At 48.9% G+C, this 15,232-nt stretch carries 24 protein-coding genes; all 24 read right to left on the bottom strand.

What is annotated here, in order from left to right; translation table 11 throughout:
- Positions 1–127 precede the first annotated feature (127 nt).
- Positions 128–2,977 (bottom strand): pyruvate, phosphate dikinase, encoded by a 2,850-nt coding sequence (gene ppdK / locus AB1805_00120; protein ID MEW5743828.1) that lies wholly within the window; start codon positions 2,975–2,977, stop codon positions 128–130.
- Positions 2,978–3,317: 340 nt separating this feature from the next.
- Positions 3,318–4,361: a biotin synthase BioB gene (gene bioB / locus AB1805_00115; GenBank protein MEW5743827.1), complete on the bottom strand. Its 1,044-nt coding sequence runs from the start codon at positions 4,359–4,361 to the stop codon at positions 3,318–3,320.
- An 82-nt stretch (positions 4,362–4,443) separates the two neighbouring features.
- Entirely contained in the window at positions 4,444–5,253 is an 810-nt protein-coding gene (locus AB1805_00110) for a DUF3786 domain-containing protein (protein MEW5743826.1), read from the bottom strand.
- 299 nt (positions 5,254–5,552) lie between these two features.
- Complete coding sequence (locus AB1805_00105) at positions 5,553–5,765, bottom strand: DUF2283 domain-containing protein (GenBank protein MEW5743825.1); 213 nt, start codon at positions 5,763–5,765, stop codon at positions 5,553–5,555.
- Between the two features lies 1 nt (position 5,766).
- Positions 5,767–6,030, bottom strand: coding sequence for a hypothetical protein (locus AB1805_00100; GenBank protein ID MEW5743824.1), 264 nt, complete (start codon positions 6,028–6,030; stop codon positions 5,767–5,769).
- 54 nt (positions 6,031–6,084) lie between these two features.
- A complete protein-coding gene (locus tag AB1805_00095; GenBank protein MEW5743823.1) occupies positions 6,085–6,480 on the bottom strand; it encodes a hypothetical protein in 396 nt (131 codons plus the stop codon).
- Between the two features lie 144 nt (positions 6,481–6,624).
- Entirely contained in the window at positions 6,625–6,852 is a 228-nt protein-coding gene (locus AB1805_00090; protein MEW5743822.1) for an OsmC family protein, read from the bottom strand.
- Complete coding sequence (locus tag AB1805_00085) at positions 6,785–7,483, bottom strand: hypothetical protein (protein MEW5743821.1); 699 nt, start codon at positions 7,481–7,483, stop codon at positions 6,785–6,787. The genes AB1805_00090 and AB1805_00085 overlap by 68 nt, the downstream gene beginning before the upstream one ends.
- Positions 7,484–7,558: 75 nt before the next feature.
- Positions 7,559–8,395, bottom strand: coding sequence for a class I SAM-dependent methyltransferase (locus AB1805_00080; protein ID MEW5743820.1), 837 nt, complete (start codon positions 8,393–8,395; stop codon positions 7,559–7,561).
- Positions 8,396–8,478: 83 nt separating this feature from the next.
- Positions 8,479–8,652, bottom strand: a complete 174-nt coding sequence (locus AB1805_00075; GenBank protein MEW5743819.1) for a type II toxin-antitoxin system HicA family toxin — start codon at positions 8,650–8,652, stop codon at positions 8,479–8,481.
- Positions 8,649–8,846, bottom strand: a complete 198-nt coding sequence (locus tag AB1805_00070) for a type II toxin-antitoxin system HicB family antitoxin (protein ID MEW5743818.1) — start codon at positions 8,844–8,846, stop codon at positions 8,649–8,651. Before AB1805_00070 ends, AB1805_00075 begins: the two co-directional genes overlap by 4 nt.
- A 119-nt stretch (positions 8,847–8,965) precedes the next feature.
- Positions 8,966–9,205 (bottom strand): CopG family transcriptional regulator, encoded by a 240-nt coding sequence (locus AB1805_00065; protein ID MEW5743817.1) that lies wholly within the window; start codon positions 9,203–9,205, stop codon positions 8,966–8,968.
- On the bottom strand, positions 9,180–9,467 hold the full coding sequence (locus AB1805_00060) for a BrnT family toxin (GenBank protein MEW5743816.1): 288 nt from the start codon (positions 9,465–9,467) through the stop codon (positions 9,180–9,182). The genes AB1805_00065 and AB1805_00060 overlap by 26 nt, the downstream gene beginning before the upstream one ends.
- 146 nt (positions 9,468–9,613) lie before the next feature.
- Positions 9,614–9,829 carry a DUF6290 family protein gene (locus AB1805_00055; GenBank protein MEW5743815.1) on the bottom strand — a complete coding sequence of 72 codons (216 nt, stop codon included), beginning with the start codon at positions 9,827–9,829 and terminating at the stop codon, positions 9,614–9,616.
- The gene (locus AB1805_00050; protein ID MEW5743814.1) at positions 9,820–10,089 is read right to left on the bottom strand and encodes a hypothetical protein; all 270 of its coding nucleotides are present in this window, start codon (positions 10,087–10,089) and stop codon (positions 9,820–9,822) included. Before AB1805_00050 ends, AB1805_00055 begins: the two co-directional genes overlap by 10 nt.
- A gap of 102 nt (positions 10,090–10,191) precedes the next feature.
- On the bottom strand, positions 10,192–10,515 hold the full coding sequence (locus AB1805_00045; GenBank protein ID MEW5743813.1) for a DUF2442 domain-containing protein: 324 nt from the start codon (positions 10,513–10,515) through the stop codon (positions 10,192–10,194).
- Entirely contained in the window at positions 10,478–10,666 is a 189-nt protein-coding gene (locus AB1805_00040; protein ID MEW5743812.1) for a DUF4160 domain-containing protein, read from the bottom strand. The genes AB1805_00045 and AB1805_00040 overlap by 38 nt, the downstream gene beginning before the upstream one ends.
- Positions 10,667–11,346: 680 nt before the next feature.
- Positions 11,347–11,625 carry an antitoxin gene (locus AB1805_00035; protein ID MEW5743811.1) on the bottom strand — a complete coding sequence of 93 codons (279 nt, stop codon included), beginning with the start codon at positions 11,623–11,625 and terminating at the stop codon, positions 11,347–11,349.
- Entirely contained in the window at positions 11,622–11,900 is a 279-nt protein-coding gene (locus AB1805_00030; protein ID MEW5743810.1) for a BrnT family toxin, read from the bottom strand. The genes AB1805_00035 and AB1805_00030 overlap by 4 nt, the downstream gene beginning before the upstream one ends.
- A gap of 166 nt (positions 11,901–12,066) precedes the next feature.
- Entirely contained in the window at positions 12,067–12,663 is a 597-nt protein-coding gene (locus tag AB1805_00025) for a hypothetical protein (GenBank protein ID MEW5743809.1), read from the bottom strand.
- A gap of 67 nt (positions 12,664–12,730) precedes the next feature.
- Entirely contained in the window at positions 12,731–13,609 is an 879-nt protein-coding gene (locus AB1805_00020) for a hypothetical protein (protein MEW5743808.1), read from the bottom strand.
- Between the two features lie 152 nt (positions 13,610–13,761).
- Complete coding sequence (locus AB1805_00015) at positions 13,762–14,340, bottom strand: hypothetical protein (protein ID MEW5743807.1); 579 nt, start codon at positions 14,338–14,340, stop codon at positions 13,762–13,764.
- Between the two features lie 96 nt (positions 14,341–14,436).
- A complete protein-coding gene (locus AB1805_00010; GenBank protein MEW5743806.1) occupies positions 14,437–14,832 on the bottom strand; it encodes an SgcJ/EcaC family oxidoreductase in 396 nt (131 codons plus the stop codon).
- Between the two features lie 20 nt (positions 14,833–14,852).
- Complete coding sequence (locus AB1805_00005; GenBank protein ID MEW5743805.1) at positions 14,853–15,161, bottom strand: AAA family ATPase; 309 nt, start codon at positions 15,159–15,161, stop codon at positions 14,853–14,855.
- Between the last annotated feature and the right edge of the window lie 71 nt (positions 15,162–15,232).

Below are 15,232 nucleotides of genomic sequence, written 5' to 3'. Positions count from 1 at the left end.
ACGGCTCGTTGCGAACGGCAGGGGGAACTCGCACTAACAGGGCAGATCAATTTATCCATCATGGTTGCCATAAATAAAAAAGGCCAAGGTCTTCCGACCCTGGCCTTCATTTTCCCTGCCGGGCAGTCTACTTTTTCTTCTTCGGGTTCTTCAGCGCAGCCTGTGCTGCGGAGAATCTCGCTATCGGCACCCTGAAGGGCGAGCAGCTCACGTAGTCGAGCCCGATGCTGTAGCAGAACTCGACCGACTTCGGTTCGCCGCCATGTTCGCCGCAGATTCCGAGCTTCATATCCCTCTTGACAGCGCGGCCCTTCTCGACCGCCATCTTCATCAGGGCGCCTACGCCGCTCTGGTCGATGGTGATGAAGGGATCGTCTTTCAGAACGCCTGCTTCTATATAGAACGGCAGGAATCTCCCCGCGTCATCGCGGGAGAGTCCGTAGACCGTCTGGGTAAGATCGTTCGTTCCGAAGGAATAGAAGTCGGCCTGAGTGGCGATTTCGTCGGAGGTGACGCAGGCGCGCGGCAGCTCGATCATGGTCCCTACGGTGTAGGAGACCCTGACACCGTACTCTTTCTGGACCCTGCCGGCGGTCCGGATCGTCATGGTCCTGAGGCGCTCGAGCTCGTTAACATGACCGACGAGGGGAATCATGATCTCGGGAATTACCCTCACCTTCTGCTTGGCGAGCTCGCACGCCGCTTCCATGATGGCCTGCACCTGCATCTCGTAGATCTCGGGATAGGTGACGCCGAGACGGCAGCCGCGGTGACCGAGCATGGGGTTGAACTCATGGAGCGATTTGTTCTTTGCGTTCAGCTTGTCGAAGGAAACGCCCATGTCCCGGGCCAGGTCCTCCAGTTCCTTATCGGTATGGGGGAGGAACTCGTGGAGCGGCGGATCGAGGAGACGGATCGTAACCGGGAGCCCTGCCATGGCCTTGAATATCCCGACAAAGTCCCCCTTCTGGAAAGGAAGCAGCTTTGCGAGCGCTTTTTTCCTTCCCTCGGTATCATCGGAGAGGATCATCTCCCGCACCGCCTTTATCCGGTCAGGGCCGAAGAACATATGCTCGGTCCTGCAGAGGCCGATTCCCTCGGCGCCGAAGTTGCGCGCTACGGCCGCGTCGTTGGGCGTATCCGCATTGGTCCGCACCTTCATGGTCCTGAGCTGATCCGCCCACTTCATCAGCTCTTTGTACCACGGATTATGCTCGGGGTCGGCGGGCAGGAGCGTAAGCTGCCCTTCGTAAACGCGCCCCTTGGTGCCGTTCAGGGTGATCCATTCGCCCTCCCTGAGCACCCTTCCGTTGACATGAATCTCCTTACGGGCGCTTTCGATATGGAGCGCGGAAGCGCCGACGATGCAGCACTTGCCCCACCCTCGGGCAACGAGCGCAGCGTGGCTCGTCATGCCGCCCTTGGCCGTGAGAATAGCCTGCGCGGCATGCATGCCGTGGACATCTTCGGGAGAGGTCTCGTTGCGTACCAGGATGACCCTTTCCCCTCTCTTGGCCCACGCCTCCGCGTCATCGGCGGTAAAGACGATCTTTCCGACAGCGCCGCCCGGGCCTGCGGGAAGCCCCTTCGCCACTTCTACGGCTCTCTTCTCGGCGAGCGGATCGACGCTCGGGTGGAGGAGCTCGTCGAGCTGCTCGGGCTTGACGCGCAGAACAGCGGTTTCCTTCGTGATGAGCTTCTCCTTCGCCATCTCGACCGCCATGCGGATAGCCGCCGGACCGTTCCTCTTTCCGACCCTCGTCTGGAGCATCCAGAGCCGGCCGTCCTCGATGGTGAATTCGATATCCTGCATATCCGTATAATGCTTTTCGAGCTTCTTCTCGATGCCGAGGAGCTCCTTGTAGACTTTCGGCATCGCGGTCTCGAGGGAGGAAAGCTTGCTCGTATCCTCCGTCTTTCCGGCCTCATTCACCGGGTTGGGCGTCCTGATGCCCGCGACGACATCCTCTCCCTGTGCGTTCGGGAGCCACTCGCCGAAGAACATGTTTTCGCCGGTGGCCGGGTTGCGCGTGAACGCGACGCCCGTTGCGGAGTTGTCGCCGGTGTTGCCGAAGACCATCGACTGGACATTGACCGCTGTGCCCCAGTCATCGGGGATCTTCTCGATTCTCCTGTAGGAGACGGCGCGCTTGCCCATCCAGGACTGGAAGACCGCGCCGATGCCGCCCCAGAGCTGTTCCATGGGGTTGTCGGGGAACGGCTTGCCCAGGGTATCCTTGATAATGGACTTGAACTCTTCGCAGAGCAGCATGAGGTCGCCGCTCGTGAGGTCGGTATCGCTTACATAACCCTTCTCTTTCTTGAGCCTGTCCATCCTGTGCTCGAGCTTGTGCCTGATGGCCTGTCCCTCCGAGGGCTCGACCCCCGCAGCCTTTTCCATCACCACGTCCGAGTACATCATCATGAGGCGGCGATACGCATCATAGACGAACCGCTCGTTGCTGGTCTTCTTTATAAGGCCGGGGATCGTCTTCGTCGTAAGCCCGATGTTCAGCACCGTCTCCATCATGCCCGGCATGGAGCTGCGCGCGCCGGAGCGGACGGACAGGAGAAGGGGATCGTTGGGGTCGCCGAAGCTCTTTCCCATGATCTTTTCGACCTTTGACAGGGCGGCCTCGACCTGGGACTTGAGCTCGGCAGGATACGTGCGGCTGTTCTTGTAATAGTACGTGCAGACTTCCGTCGTGATCGTAAAGCCCGGGGGGACGGGTATGCCGAGGTTCACCATCTCCGCCAGGTTGGCTCCCTTGCCTCCCAGCAGATTCTTCATTGCCGCCTTGCCGTCGGCTTTCCCCGCACCGAAGAAATAGACATATTTAGCAGCCCGTGCGCCCTGCGCTGCTCTCCCGTTCGTCCGGCCTTTCGCGGTCTTCGCAGCCTTAGGCGCCTTCACCGTCTTCTTCGCCGGCTTCGCCGGTTTTGCAGTCTTTCTGCTCTTTGTCGCTACCTTACCCATGAATGCCCTCCCGCGAGTTATAGATTAAGAAGTATTGGTGTCGTCATTGCAACATGCGTACGTTTAAGGCTTTTGAGGCGATAAGACACAGAGTACATTAACTATACCAGTCCCATCAAAATTTTTTCAAGAAAACAGCACCCTACCGGAAGCCTCTGGCAGCCCCCGGCGGTTCGGCCCCGCTGCGTGCCCCGGCGGGCGCACAAGGGTAATTTTCCCAATTTATTAAAGAATAGACGATAAATTCCCTGTCGTCAATCCGAATAAACAGGGCCGAATAAACAGGGCCGAATAAACAGGAGCGTCGGAGAGGAGAAAGGGAGCGGGGGCGGGTACGCGATCAGGCAACCCGCAGGCCGTGCAGCCTGATGAGCCGGAGGTCGTCCTCGTAAGTCCGGCCCGTGGTGGTGAGATAGTTGCCGGTGAGGAGCGAATCCGCGCCTGCCATGAAGACCATCGAATGGAAATCGCCGAGCACCTGGATCCTTCCGCCGCAGATGCGGATCTGCTTCTGCGGAAGGATGAAACGGTAGAGGCTCACGATCCTGAGTGCCTCGAGGGGATGGAGGAACTCCCGTGCGCCGAGAGACGTTCCCCTGATGGGGATAAGGAAATTGATCGGCACCGAATCGACGGCGAGCTCCCTGAGGGCAAAGGCCATATCGATCCGGTCGTCCCACGTTTCACCGAGGCCGAAGATCCCGCCGGAGCATACCGAGAGACCGGCGGCATGCGCTGCCTCGATGGTCTTCAGCTTATCGTGGTAGGTGTGGGTTCTGCATATCTCGGGGAAGAAGCGCTCCGATGTCTCGAGGTTATGGTGGTAGCGTTCGAGGCCGCTGTCCTTGAGGACCCGGAGCTCCTCACGATCGAGCAGTCCCAGCGTCGCGCAGGGCAAGAGGCCGAGGCTCCGCAGCTCGCGCACCATCTCCCCTATCTCTCCGAGCTCCCGTCTCCCGATCTTCCTTCCGCTGGTGACGATGCAGAACCTCCTGACCCCCGCCTCCTTCGCCTCGGCAGCCTTCTCGATCACGAGCTCCTTTTTCACCAGCGGATAGATCGTCGCTGCTGCGGCGCTCTTCGACGACTGTGCACAGTAGGAGCAGTCTTCGGGACAGGCGCCGGATTTGGCATTCACGATGGCGCAGAGGTCGACGGCGCTCTGCCCCGCGGCGGCACGGATGCTGCCGGCCGTGGCGAAGAGCTCGAACAGATCCGGCCCCGACACCTCGGTGAGCGAGCGCGCCTCGTCTCGCGAGAGAGAGCCGCCGGAAACGACCTTTTCCTGGAGCGCCTTCAGCATCCTGTATTTTCGAGTGAACGCAGGAGAAATGTCAAACAAAAGAAAGAACCATGCCCCGATGCCGGGATCGTCCTTAACCACGCGATCACCTTCGAACCTTTTTAAGACGATACCACGGGTGCGAGAGCAAGAAAAGGGAGGGTAAGGAAATGCCTACCCCGAATTATGTATTGTTATGTTTGAGGACGACCTTATCGAACATCGCAGCCAAGCCCACACCGAGCGCATAGGTCGATTCAATGCTTAAATGGCTCTCAACTGTGGAGTCGAAGAATAGGTGCAGGGACGACTCCATATCGCCTTCCGGTTCCCAGTAGCAGATAAGGAGAGGTACTTTAGGAAAAGGATATAAAATGAGAGACACATCGGACGAAAACATATTCGTCGACCGGTCTCCGCTGAAAATATAGATGAGGTCCTTGAAGAGATCCGTATAGGTATCGGCAAGCCTCTTTAAAGGCTTTTCGCACGTCTGCCCGAAGAGGGCGCTCATCGCCCCTCCTCTCTTCAGCTCTCCGAACGGAACCCATTGCCCCGCTACAGCGGCGCCGTTGCTGTGGAGAATATGGTCGAGCAATATGTACGCCATACCGGCGTGGGTATGACATTCGGAGGTAACATTGCCCAGAGCGTCTACAAAAAAGCTCCTGCCGAGACATTTGACGGCCAGCTTTTCATTAACGATAGCCGCTCCTACCTTTTGCGCGGCCGACGCGAGATCTATCGGCGTCGTTATCGTACTCCTTAACTGCTCAAGCGCCTCTTCTCTCCGGTGCTCCATGGTCTTGTGCGTAGTGATCGACTCAGCAAGCGGCGCGGTGAGGCTGTCCGGGATATGAGGGCAATCGGCGAGGTGTTTCTCACCTTTGATTACCGCTGCGGAAAAGGCAAGACATGTCGGAGCCGAGCACTGCCTGCAATTGGTTTTCGGAAGCACCTTGTAGAGTTCCAACGGATTCTTGATTCTCGTCATTCTGCACCTTCACTTAAGATTACTACTATTATAAAAAATATCGTTTACAGCCGTCTCTTATGAAGCGGAGAGATATGACGCAGCACTATAAGCTTTTCTGGAAACAAACGAGGTAAAAGTGCGCCGAAGGGTGCGCGTTCACCGACACGTCGAGAGTTCTTTCTCCTTGCAAGCACTGAGGATTAACGGAAGCAACTGGCAGAGAGAACGCTAGAACTCACGGGGAGGCGGGGCCGTTTCCCGCCGATCCCATGAAGTAAAATGTCAGGGCTTTAATATTGGTGTGTCTGTTCTGAATCTCAGGATGCTTTTGTGATGTCATATTTAACAGGCAAAAGCTTATCAAGAGCCACATGCTTTGAGGCATCAAGTATTTCTATTCCTATAATTTTGTCGTTTTCTCCAATATCAAGGACAATATCTTCCGATACCCTCTTGTTGACGACATCCTGTTTTCTGTCGTCAAGTCTGATGTAAAGCAAATCTGTTTTGTCATTATAAACTATGTTCATGCTACACCTCCCATTTCCCATAAAAGACATAAACTGTTACGGTAATAATCTTGTCCCCCTCAATCAGATAGAACACTTCAACTCTTTTGTGTTCATAATATTTATTATGCCTGCTTTGCTTGAAATCGTAGACCTTGGCTTTTCCGATGCGCTCGTACTTTGCAGGAATTGCCGCGCCTGAATGGATCACGTCTTTAATTTCAGCTTCATTAGTGCCGCGTTCTTCGGCGCGCTCCAGAGTATGAGGGTCTATCTGAATTTCCATGACTTTATATTATCATTATCGAGACAGTATTGAGAACTAGGTCTATGTCCTTGTCTATTTTCGTAGTGTTTTTATCATTTTCCAAGAACTGCTCCCAGGTACCCGACACTCCCAGAAGTGCCAGCCGTTGACGGGGTTATTTGTAATGGCAACAGCTGCAGCCGAAGGCGAGCCGTATTTTTTGTTTTGAACAACAAGCTCGCCGTCCTCGACTTTGCCGTAATATGCCTGCCCTTTATACGTGGCACGGAATTCTGTACCGCTGGGAAACCGCACGCCCTTTGTAACCCAATCTCTGCGGCTGTCTACTGTTTCAGTTAATGCCGTTGCAGTTTTCTTTGGTCCCAATCCCAGCAGATCACGCAACACATCATTATAAGTGACTTCTTCTGAAGAGCGACGCATAAACAGAGCCTTTTCTACATCAAAATCAATCTCAATACTTTTCATAACTCCTCCCTTGCTAATAGTATTATAGCGCTATAGTACTATTCTAAGGGTTGGTTGTCAAGTTATTTTTTATATTTTGCCCTGAACTCGCGCGTGAGGAGCGTGTTTTTCGGGACTCACTCGACGCGCTTGTTGGCTGTCTGCTCAGGCATTAATCTTATACTCAGTTGTAACGGAAACATTATTCTTTACCATTTGCCATACCGGACAGACAGACTCCTCAGCAAGATGACTTGCTTTTTGAATATCGGTGTCCTTTGTATCTTTGGAATTCAAAATGAATTCAAGAAATATCTTTTCAAATTTAATCGGTGGCTGGTCTCGTCTCAAACCCTTTGCATTTACTTTCAGTCCAGAAATATTCTTTCCCATTTTTCTCAGTAAATATACAATCGTCGTCCCGCTGCAGCCGGCGATCAATGGCCGTCAACGCGGCGGTGTTGTCGCGCTGATCTTTTTCGCTCTCCAATTCCCCCACGTGGATGGCCAATCCCAACGGGCTGTCCAGGATGATTTCAATGCACGCGGCCAGGTCGTTTCCCCGCAAGGTACGAGTTCCCGGGGGATTAACGCCGGAAATATCGATGCCGACAATACAATCGGGATACTCCAGCGCAAGTGCGATAATGTCCCGCGCGGTAGTAAGATCGTGTTTATAGCGATCAATGCTGAGTATTCCCCTGGCCTTGTCAGGGTATCGACGCAAGGCCGATACAAAAGCTTCTACATAGGGACGAAACGACGCCTCCGAAGAAAATGCTCTGGGAGTGCTCCGGAGCTCCAGATAATCAGTGGTACTGGTGGTGATCACATTTTCTGTCGCGATTTCAACCCGCTCCGGCGACTGCACAAGACGATGAACGACCTGAAACAAGGTCAGCACATCGGCCTCGGCCAGCGCTTCGAGCGCGTGCTCGTCGTGATCTGATTGGGCAAACCGCCTCACCAGCTCCGGAGAAACGCTTCCTCCCAGATGGAGATGCAAATCACAGTATGTGCTCATGTTTCACCAGAATCGATGACAATGCATTTTTTGCCATTACTGAAGCCTATCCTCTGTGGCTGCGAACGCCAAAGCTCAGCGGCGCGGCTTGTCCGCGTCAGCTGGAACGCATTGTTCGAGCGCTTCGTTCGTCTCCGGGCCGCGACTGTGAAAGGGACGGCGTGCCACGAAGAACTCATAAGCATAGAAGTCGGAATAGCGGCGGTGCATCTCGGGCTCCTCGGCGAGTTGGTCGAGTATGGCCGAGGCTTCAATATCGTTGGCATATTTGCCGCGCAACTCAGCAATACGAGTCTCCATGGGGGCGTAGAAATCGTCCCACCATGCTTCATCAGGAAGCGTGAAGTGCCCGACGAGCTCGAATCCGCAGTTTTGTATCGCTGCCACATCGTCGTCCAGCCACCCCATGGTCGGATAGTCCATGTCGAAACTGGCCTTGACTATGCGAGGCGGGTTCTCCTTGCGCCAGACCGCGTCGGTGAACGCAAGGTAGCCGCCCGGGCGGACCAATCCATGGCAGACGTGAAGGGCGTTCCGCAGACCGATGCTGTAGAGCGCACCCTCCGACCAAATGAGATCGAAACTTTCAAGCGGTTGCTCGGGACGGGCCATGTCTCCGACGATCGCGCTGACGCGCTGCGAAAGCCCGCGCTCCGAGATGGCCGCCCGCAGCCGTTCGATGCTCGGCGCATGGCTATCGATTGCCACGATAGAACCGGACGTCAGTTCGGCGAGCTGGAGCGTCTGTCCGCCGACACCGCACCCCAAGTCGAGGATTGCGGGGAATTCCCGCAGTTCGCTGCAAAGGCCAAGGGCTCTGGCGGCGCAAGTGCGGTTGCCTGGACCTTGACGGGGCAGATCCTCGTAAACCTCGAAGAAGATCTCCCAGAAGCGGGGGTTGGTCTCGTTCATGAGGCTCCAGTTTCTCCTTAGCTCGAACGCGTGAGCTCAGGGGGAGGCGGGGCAGTTTCCCGCCGATCCCATGAAGTGAAGTGTTATGTTAATTCTTTTAAGATATGTTTTGCGAGAGTTTCATCTATTTCATTATGGCGTGGAACCGGCTGTTTTTTGCCTGTGGTGGGATTTTTATATAAGTCGTGGTTACTGCCGTGTCTTTCAAGAATACAACCGAGGGCGGTTAATTTCTTGATTAACGTTTTGCGTTTCATACAGCCAGTTCGAGTTTCTTGATCTTGTGCTTTGCAGGAACATCTTCCATTGTCATAAGCATGTATGCCTCTTTCATATTTTCTTCAAGTTCAGCAAGGGTCTCGCCCTGAGTCATTATGTCGGGACGCTCAAGCAATTTGCCTACCCAGTATTTCTTGCCCTTCCAATAAATCATATTCAATTTAGTTTTCATATTAAACCTCTCTCATCTTTTCTCATATCATAGCATTTTAATTGGCCTTTTATTAATACATAACGCCTGAACTCATGGGGAGGCGGGGCAGTTTCCCGCCGATCCCATGGAGTGAATTGTTAGGCACCTTTTTGATACTGCGAGGCGTACCAATCTATTAGGCGCCGAATCATTTTTTGATATGATGTGTGCTGCTCTTTGGCCTTTTTCTTGAAAAAATCAATGCTCGATTTGTTCAGAGAAATTGTAATTTTGACGTTTTCCTCCTTCAAGGCCAACTGCTCCGGTTTAGGAAGAAAGTCTTTAACAACTTTCAACTCGCCCATAGGTTGATCAGTATATTTTATTTTGCTCTTCATATATCTTCCTCCCTTTTCTCCAATATCCCGCACCGTAGATGCGGATAACATTACCACGATACGTAAACCTTACGGTCACTATGCCATCGCCGACACGGCCTATGCAGTAAAATCGTTCTTCCTCCGAGCTATGACTGATATCCTCAACTATTACACGGCTGGGATCAAAAAATGCATGCTGAGCCAGTGAAAACGAGATATTGTGCTTAGCGATATTCTCCGCATCCTTCTTTTCATCCCATTCAAAACGGACTTTACTCATAAGGGTAGTATATCAATATATGGCTGAATGAGCAATATATCGGTATGGCTGTTGATGTGGGTAGTTCGTTTTAGCCTAACGCCAGAACTCATGGGGAGGCGGGGCAGTTTCCCGCCGATCCCATGAAGTGAATTGTTATAACGGCCTTATGATTTCAGAATATCTTCTGCCGTATAAAAAGTTGTTTTGCCTTTGCGTTCTTTAGTCTCAAATTTCTTTATTTCGTCCAAATCAAGAATATTTTCATACAGCTCATGCAACGATTTTTTGACCAAAGCCGACTTGTCCTCATGAAAATGTTCGGACAATTTTTTTAAAATCCGCTCCTCTTCTTTATTCAACCTGATGGATATCACTCCCATTTATCGTATACCTCCTCTCTTTTGGCAATTGAGATAACAAAACAGCTGCTGTCCTCAATATAGAATATGGCCCTGTATTTTCCTTTTCTGACGCGGTAGTATGTCCTTTTATCAGATGTCTTTAATTTCTTAATGTCAAAAAGGCTTAAATCGTGAGTTGTATCAAGCGCGATAAAAACGTTGTTAAATCTTTTAAAGACATCTCTGGGTAAAGAACCCTTGGTAATCGCTTTTTTGATATTTTCTTCGTAAACAATCATGCTATATGTTTACAATGTATGACACGGTTTGTCAAGATGGCGAGCGGTCAGGTTATTTATGTCTTGTTATAACACAGAAGCTCAGGGGGAGCGGCGCGGGTTTCACCGCGTCCGCTGGAGCGATTTGTTGGCCGTCCTTTTATCAGGTTTTGATTTCATCGCACGTTTGACGGGGTGGGGAGCGGGAATACCATACAGCATACCTTCGGCGCTAATGTCTTCATCTATATCCGGCCAGTGTACTCCATGGCCATTGCCTATTATTCTGTAGTTAGATCGCTGTTTTGGGGTCGCCTCAGATAACCGCCATGACCATGCAAGCGGGACACTGATTATGCGCCCGTCAACGAGTTGGGCAGTTATTGTATCCTCTGTAACTTTTATATCTTTAATTCTTACTTCCTGTAATTTCACCGCAGTGTTCATGCCACGCCTCCAATATTTTTTGTCTATTGTTTATAATGGATTTCCGTATAATATTGAGCTCTTTCGATGAAAAACCGTGGTTCTGGCTCAATGCAACCGGTTCCAGCCAAAATTTGCAAATCATCTTGTCCCTTTGAACATGTACATGCATTTGCTCATTACAATCAAAGCTATAAAAAAAATAACGATAAGGCCCAGGAATTTTCTTGACCGTTGGCATATTGAATTATATATGGTTTATCAAAAAGTTGTCTATTGTTTGCTTTTGAACAGTGGCCAGAATAAAGCCTGAGACAATGAAAAAGGCAATTTTCTATTTCCGGATGCCTGAATCGACGTTGGTCGTTTTTAATTTAATGCATTCTGGGATGTCACCACTATGATCGATGTTTTGAATTGTCATTCGTGCATTATTCTCCAAATTCATCTCTGAGGGGAACTGAGCGATTAATGATAATTCGATGTCTTCAAGGCTGTAATTTTTTCTCTCTGTCGGTTGTCCAATGTATAACTTTCCTCCGTGTTGAAGGCAACCCTCAATCCAGTGGCGATAGGATGGTCCGTATCGGGGATTACGTCGTCTGTCTTTTATTGCCCGGGGATTTCCGCCGAAAACCGAATTATTGCAGATGCCCCAATAAAATGGTTTATCATTCCATTGTTGCAGATATATGATGTCGCAAAAATCTTTAGCATCATCATAGCTCTTGCACTGAATCCAAGTTATCTTCACCGTCTTTATCCGTCGTTATTTATTTTCTGGCCAACGCCTGAACTCATGGGGAGGCGGGGTCGTTACCCGCCGATCCCGTGGAGTGATTTGTTAGCAGATCAATTTTTTGCTTCTATCAGTTTGCCGTTAATAAATTTATGGATTATGCTTGAAACATATGTCTGATAGGGTAAGCCCTCGCTTGCTGCCTTTTTTTGCAGTTCATTCAAGTCTCTTTCGGAAATTCTTATATTTAGTCTTTTATCCTTCTTTAAGGTATTCCTTGCGTACCTTCTGAGCTCTGCTTTCCTTGCTGCAAGATTTTTGACCGGCATCCATTCGCCTCTTTCATAGCTATCTAATATCTCTTGTTCTTCTTTTGTCAGTTTAGTTTTCATTTTTCTCCTCCTAAATATTTACTCGTTGCCTTTCTGCAAGGGATGATTGTTTTCAGAAATAATTCTTCTTCATCCTCAACATAGGGCACAAGGTATGCGTAATTGTCTATGCCAATTACCATTATTCGCTGAGCTGGATATCTCTTTTGATTTGGATGCAGATAGTCATCCAAAATATCGCCTTTCTCAATATAATAAACCACATCCTCAAAGCTGATTCCTCTTAACTCTTTAAGTTTTAGGCTCTTTTCAGTATTCCAATTTATATATTTCATTTATTGGTAGATTAGCACATTGTGTGCATTTTGGCAACAGAGGGGTGTGGTCTTCATCTTACTTTTCCTGCTAACGCCAAAGCTCAAGGGGAGCGCGGTAGTTCCGCGCGATCCCTTGAAGTGAACTGTTATACAATATTTCATCTCGTCATGTAGTACCTTCTTTTTATAAACAGCCTGCACGTTTCTGCTGAACAGATAAATATTCTTTGTAGCTTGAGAACCCAGGCGGAAGAATAACGTCTGCATTTGGGTTAGCTTCAATATTTTTTAAATGGTACTCGAGGCTCTTAGCATATGGCTCGCATTCAGCTTTATGATCACCCAAGAAATAATAGGCAAAGCCAAGATTCAAATATGCGCTCGTGAGTGCATCATATTCATTTGTTTGTAAAAAGCTTGCTATAGCCTTCTCAAAATATTCCTTTGATTTTATCAGTCGATTTTCATAAGTGGCCGTTTTATCAATGAAGCCACTTTCCTTATATGTTTTTTCCCATTTTCTTATCGATGGAGATCGAAAAAAGAAACCATAGTTTAGGTAAGCTCTGCCGAGGCATGATTGATTATTGTTGTTCTTACATATTTCGATTGCCTCATTGATCAGCCTCTCAGCCGGTAAGGGCCTCTCTTGACGGTCAAATAATTCACCTGCCCACTTAAGCTTCTCAATTGGATCATTTGTCTCAGGCACTAACATTGCTGCACACCCTGGCATAATGAAAAGTGCGAACAAGCTGATCACGATATTCTTTGTCTTCATATTATCTCCTTTTGTGTAACGCTTGAATTCACGGGGAGCGTTTTACGCGATCCCGTGAAATGAATTGTTACACATTCTTCGATTTCCAATATCCCGTCGTCTCCTCTAGAAACAGAGCAGCCAATGTTTCAGCTATTTCGATGCCTTTCCCGGTCACTTGGTCTTCATTGGTTATTTTAGCCACTGCCCAGAGTGCAGCCAGGGCAAATACCAAGTGACCGCGTTCTTCTCTATCTGGTTCTTGTTCAAGCCGTTCCGACGCGAATCTGTGTAGGTTCACGTATTCGTTTAGTGCGTCTGGATGCCATTTCTCCAGTTCGTCTTGAACTAACCGCTCTATCGCAGTACGTCGCTCCTCTGATACATCAAAATGCAGTCTGACACAAGCAGTCCAAACGAAAGCTATAGTGCCGAAAAAAGTAACCTTTGTGTCGTCAGATAAGGTAAGCAGTTCGGGGTACTTACGGTACAAGGTCGGCTGCAATATGCCGAGCAAGGTACGACATGAAGCAAGCAAATCTTCCGCCTTCTCTTCTAAAATCTCTGTCTCAGCATCCGATAATTCCTTTGATGGTTGTTTTTCGTAAATCTTGGCGATGTCTGCCAAGAAGTCAGCATCTTTTAAAGCTCTCACTGCGCGTTTTGAATCCATTTGCAGTACAATTCTACTGATTATTGCCTTTGGGTCTGACAATGGCGCGAGAATAGATGTAATTGAATCAATATCATCACTTGTCAGTTGAGAAAAACGAGGGCATATCTTGAACTGCATCAATCCGGTCGATAACGCCAGATTTTTTGATTTGGTATCCGCGAAGGTTTTGTCATATAACCTTTCAAACATATCCAGATGGACGGCAATTCTGTGACCGCGACGTGCGTTGATACCGAGGTAGATAATAAAAGCGACCATTAATGCGCCAAGAATTGCAAGTATAATTGTCATTTTATTCTTGTTGTCGTTATTTTGTCGTTATTATTTTTATGTGTAACACACAAGCTCACTGGGAGCGGGGCAGTATCCCGCGATCCAGTGAAGCGCGTCGTTATGCGTTTTAATCGATGTATTTATGTTCTCCTTTGAATTTGGCATTTAAATCATTCAGTGGTAATTTTTTCTAATCTGCCTGGATGAAATGGTTTATAGGGGACTTTCCGAAACTCTAAGTATAACCTTGATCCATCGGGGTATCTCCACCAGAGATGGTCGCTTCCGGAAATCTGATACCACCGACTGTCGTCGTGGCGACCTAAAATGCTTTCAACCTCATCTATGCTCATACCGGTACTAACAAGTTTCGCTTTTTCGTTTGCCGTTGACATATATTTAGAAGCAACCTTGTAAGCTGATATGACAAGAGAGATAATTACTGCCAAAATTATTATCTTTTTGTTGGACATAAAAGACTTAGGGTCTGCGACTGAGGCCGTAGTAGTAGGATTGGTTGCTATTTGCTCTGTTTTCCGATTCGATTTTAACTGATTCATGACTTTCTCTTTTTCAGTGTAATACAAATATATGGTAAGGCCCGTTAATACTAATCCAGTAAATCCAGCAACGGTTTCATTCTTGAACGTTCCTATAAATGCCATACCGAGAAACCACAAGGTAGCCATAACACAGCGAATTTGCTTCAAATGCTTTATTGCTCGTTCTTCGCTGTCGAAATTTAACATTGTCTTAATTCTTCCGTATTCTTGTAAGCATAACGCTCCGCATAACCGGCTGGCAATGAAGCGCAGCGGAATTGTCAGTCCGAGTTGATGCGGTTGTTATGCATTTTCGCCAGTTCTAATAATTTCATGGCCATATGAATTGTCGATCGCACACAACCAATCGCCGTTTGCGCTTTTAGTAAAAACGTATGTTGCTTTGCGAGTGGTAGTTGGCAAATTGGGTGCCGAAATAACCGTATTTGCCAATACCAAAGCCGTATCACCAGACTCCAGAACCTTCAAGCCTTCTTGCCTTACCTGTAGACCATTTTTGAAATAAACAGCTATAGCCTCAAACGCTTTTCTAATAGCATTTTTACCGATGGCATTTCTTCCTGGCTCGACAACCAATATCGCTTCATCAGTATAAATATCGAGAAGAGTGTCAAAATCTTCTGCGACTATTGCTTTATCTGCTTTTTCAATTTGTGTGATTACTGGATGTTGCAACAATTCATCCCTCCGTTTAAATGTTATAAGTTCGATTGATTCACGACTTCAACATTAAACCCTTCACCATCTGTAGGGGCTTGAAAATAACTGTTTACCTGATGAAAAACCTCTTCCGTATCAAATCGAGCGCGTTCCGGTGAACTCTTCCTTCGTTGTTTAAGTCGCTTTAAGCATAGTTGATCATCTGCTTTCAGATAAATCAATTTGTGGGGGATATGGCCCTCATAAAATATTTCTTTAAACCATGCTCTCTGTTTCTTTGTATTCCCAGGAAAGAGCTGGTCTGGAAAAAATAGACAGGGACATAAGTGATAAAGCTGCTCTAAAATAGGGGAACAGAAAGGAGCAGCGGCAATGGGGAAAAGACCGAGAAGGAATCACGGGGCAGCATTCAAGGCAA

The sequence above is a fragment of the Nitrospirota bacterium genome (assembly GCA_040752355.1).
Lineage (GTDB): Bacteria > Nitrospirota > Thermodesulfovibrionia > Thermodesulfovibrionales > Dissulfurispiraceae > JBFMCP01.
The sequence above is the reverse complement of the archived record's forward strand: the minus strand, read 5'-3'. Positions and strand labels throughout refer to the sequence as shown.

Coding starts and splice junctions, on each gene's coding strand:
- ppdK (MEW5743828.1), bottom strand. CDS start 2,977: ATGGGTAAGGTAGCGACAAAGAGCAGAAAGACTGCAAAACCGGCGAAG.
- AB1805_00110 (MEW5743826.1), bottom strand. CDS start 5,253: ATGACGAGAATCAAGAATCCGTTGGAACTCTACAAGGTGCTTCCGAAA.
- AB1805_00105 (MEW5743825.1), bottom strand. CDS start 5,765: ATGAACATAGTTTATAATGACAAAACAGATTTGCTTTACATCAGACTT.
- AB1805_00100 (MEW5743824.1), bottom strand. CDS start 6,030: ATGGAAATTCAGATAGACCCTCATACTCTGGAGCGCGCCGAAGAACGC.
- AB1805_00095 (MEW5743823.1), bottom strand. CDS start 6,480: ATGAAAAGTATTGAGATTGATTTTGATGTAGAAAAGGCTCTGTTTATG.
- AB1805_00090 (MEW5743822.1), bottom strand. CDS start 6,852: ATGGGAAAGAATATTTCTGGACTGAAAGTAAATGCAAAGGGTTTGAGA.
- AB1805_00085 (MEW5743821.1), bottom strand. CDS start 7,483: ATGAGCACATACTGTGATTTGCATCTCCATCTGGGAGGAAGCGTTTCT.
- AB1805_00080 (MEW5743820.1), bottom strand. CDS start 8,395: ATGAACGAGACCAACCCCCGCTTCTGGGAGATCTTCTTCGAGGTTTAC.
- AB1805_00075 (MEW5743819.1), bottom strand. CDS start 8,652: ATGAAACGCAAAACGTTAATCAAGAAATTAACCGCCCTCGGTTGTATT.
- AB1805_00070 (MEW5743818.1), bottom strand. CDS start 8,846: ATGAAAACTAAATTGAATATGATTTATTGGAAGGGCAAGAAATACTGG.
- AB1805_00065 (MEW5743817.1), bottom strand. CDS start 9,205: ATGAAGAGCAAAATAAAATATACTGATCAACCTATGGGCGAGTTGAAA.
- AB1805_00060 (MEW5743816.1), bottom strand. CDS start 9,467: ATGAGTAAAGTCCGTTTTGAATGGGATGAAAAGAAGGATGCGGAGAAT.
- AB1805_00055 (MEW5743815.1), bottom strand. CDS start 9,829: ATGGGAGTGATATCCATCAGGTTGAATAAAGAAGAGGAGCGGATTTTA.
- AB1805_00050 (MEW5743814.1), bottom strand. CDS start 10,089: ATGATTGTTTACGAAGAAAATATCAAAAAAGCGATTACCAAGGGTTCT.
- AB1805_00045 (MEW5743813.1), bottom strand. CDS start 10,515: ATGAACACTGCGGTGAAATTACAGGAAGTAAGAATTAAAGATATAAAA.
- AB1805_00040 (MEW5743812.1), bottom strand. CDS start 10,666: ATGCATGTACATGTTCAAAGGGACAAGATGATTTGCAAATTTTGGCTG.
- AB1805_00035 (MEW5743811.1), bottom strand. CDS start 11,625: ATGAAAACTAAACTGACAAAAGAAGAACAAGAGATATTAGATAGCTAT.
- AB1805_00030 (MEW5743810.1), bottom strand. CDS start 11,900: ATGAAATATATAAATTGGAATACTGAAAAGAGCCTAAAACTTAAAGAG.
- AB1805_00025 (MEW5743809.1), bottom strand. CDS start 12,663: ATGAAGACAAAGAATATCGTGATCAGCTTGTTCGCACTTTTCATTATG.
- AB1805_00020 (MEW5743808.1), bottom strand. CDS start 13,609: ATGACAATTATACTTGCAATTCTTGGCGCATTAATGGTCGCTTTTATT.
- AB1805_00015 (MEW5743807.1), bottom strand. CDS start 14,340: ATGTTAAATTTCGACAGCGAAGAACGAGCAATAAAGCATTTGAAGCAA.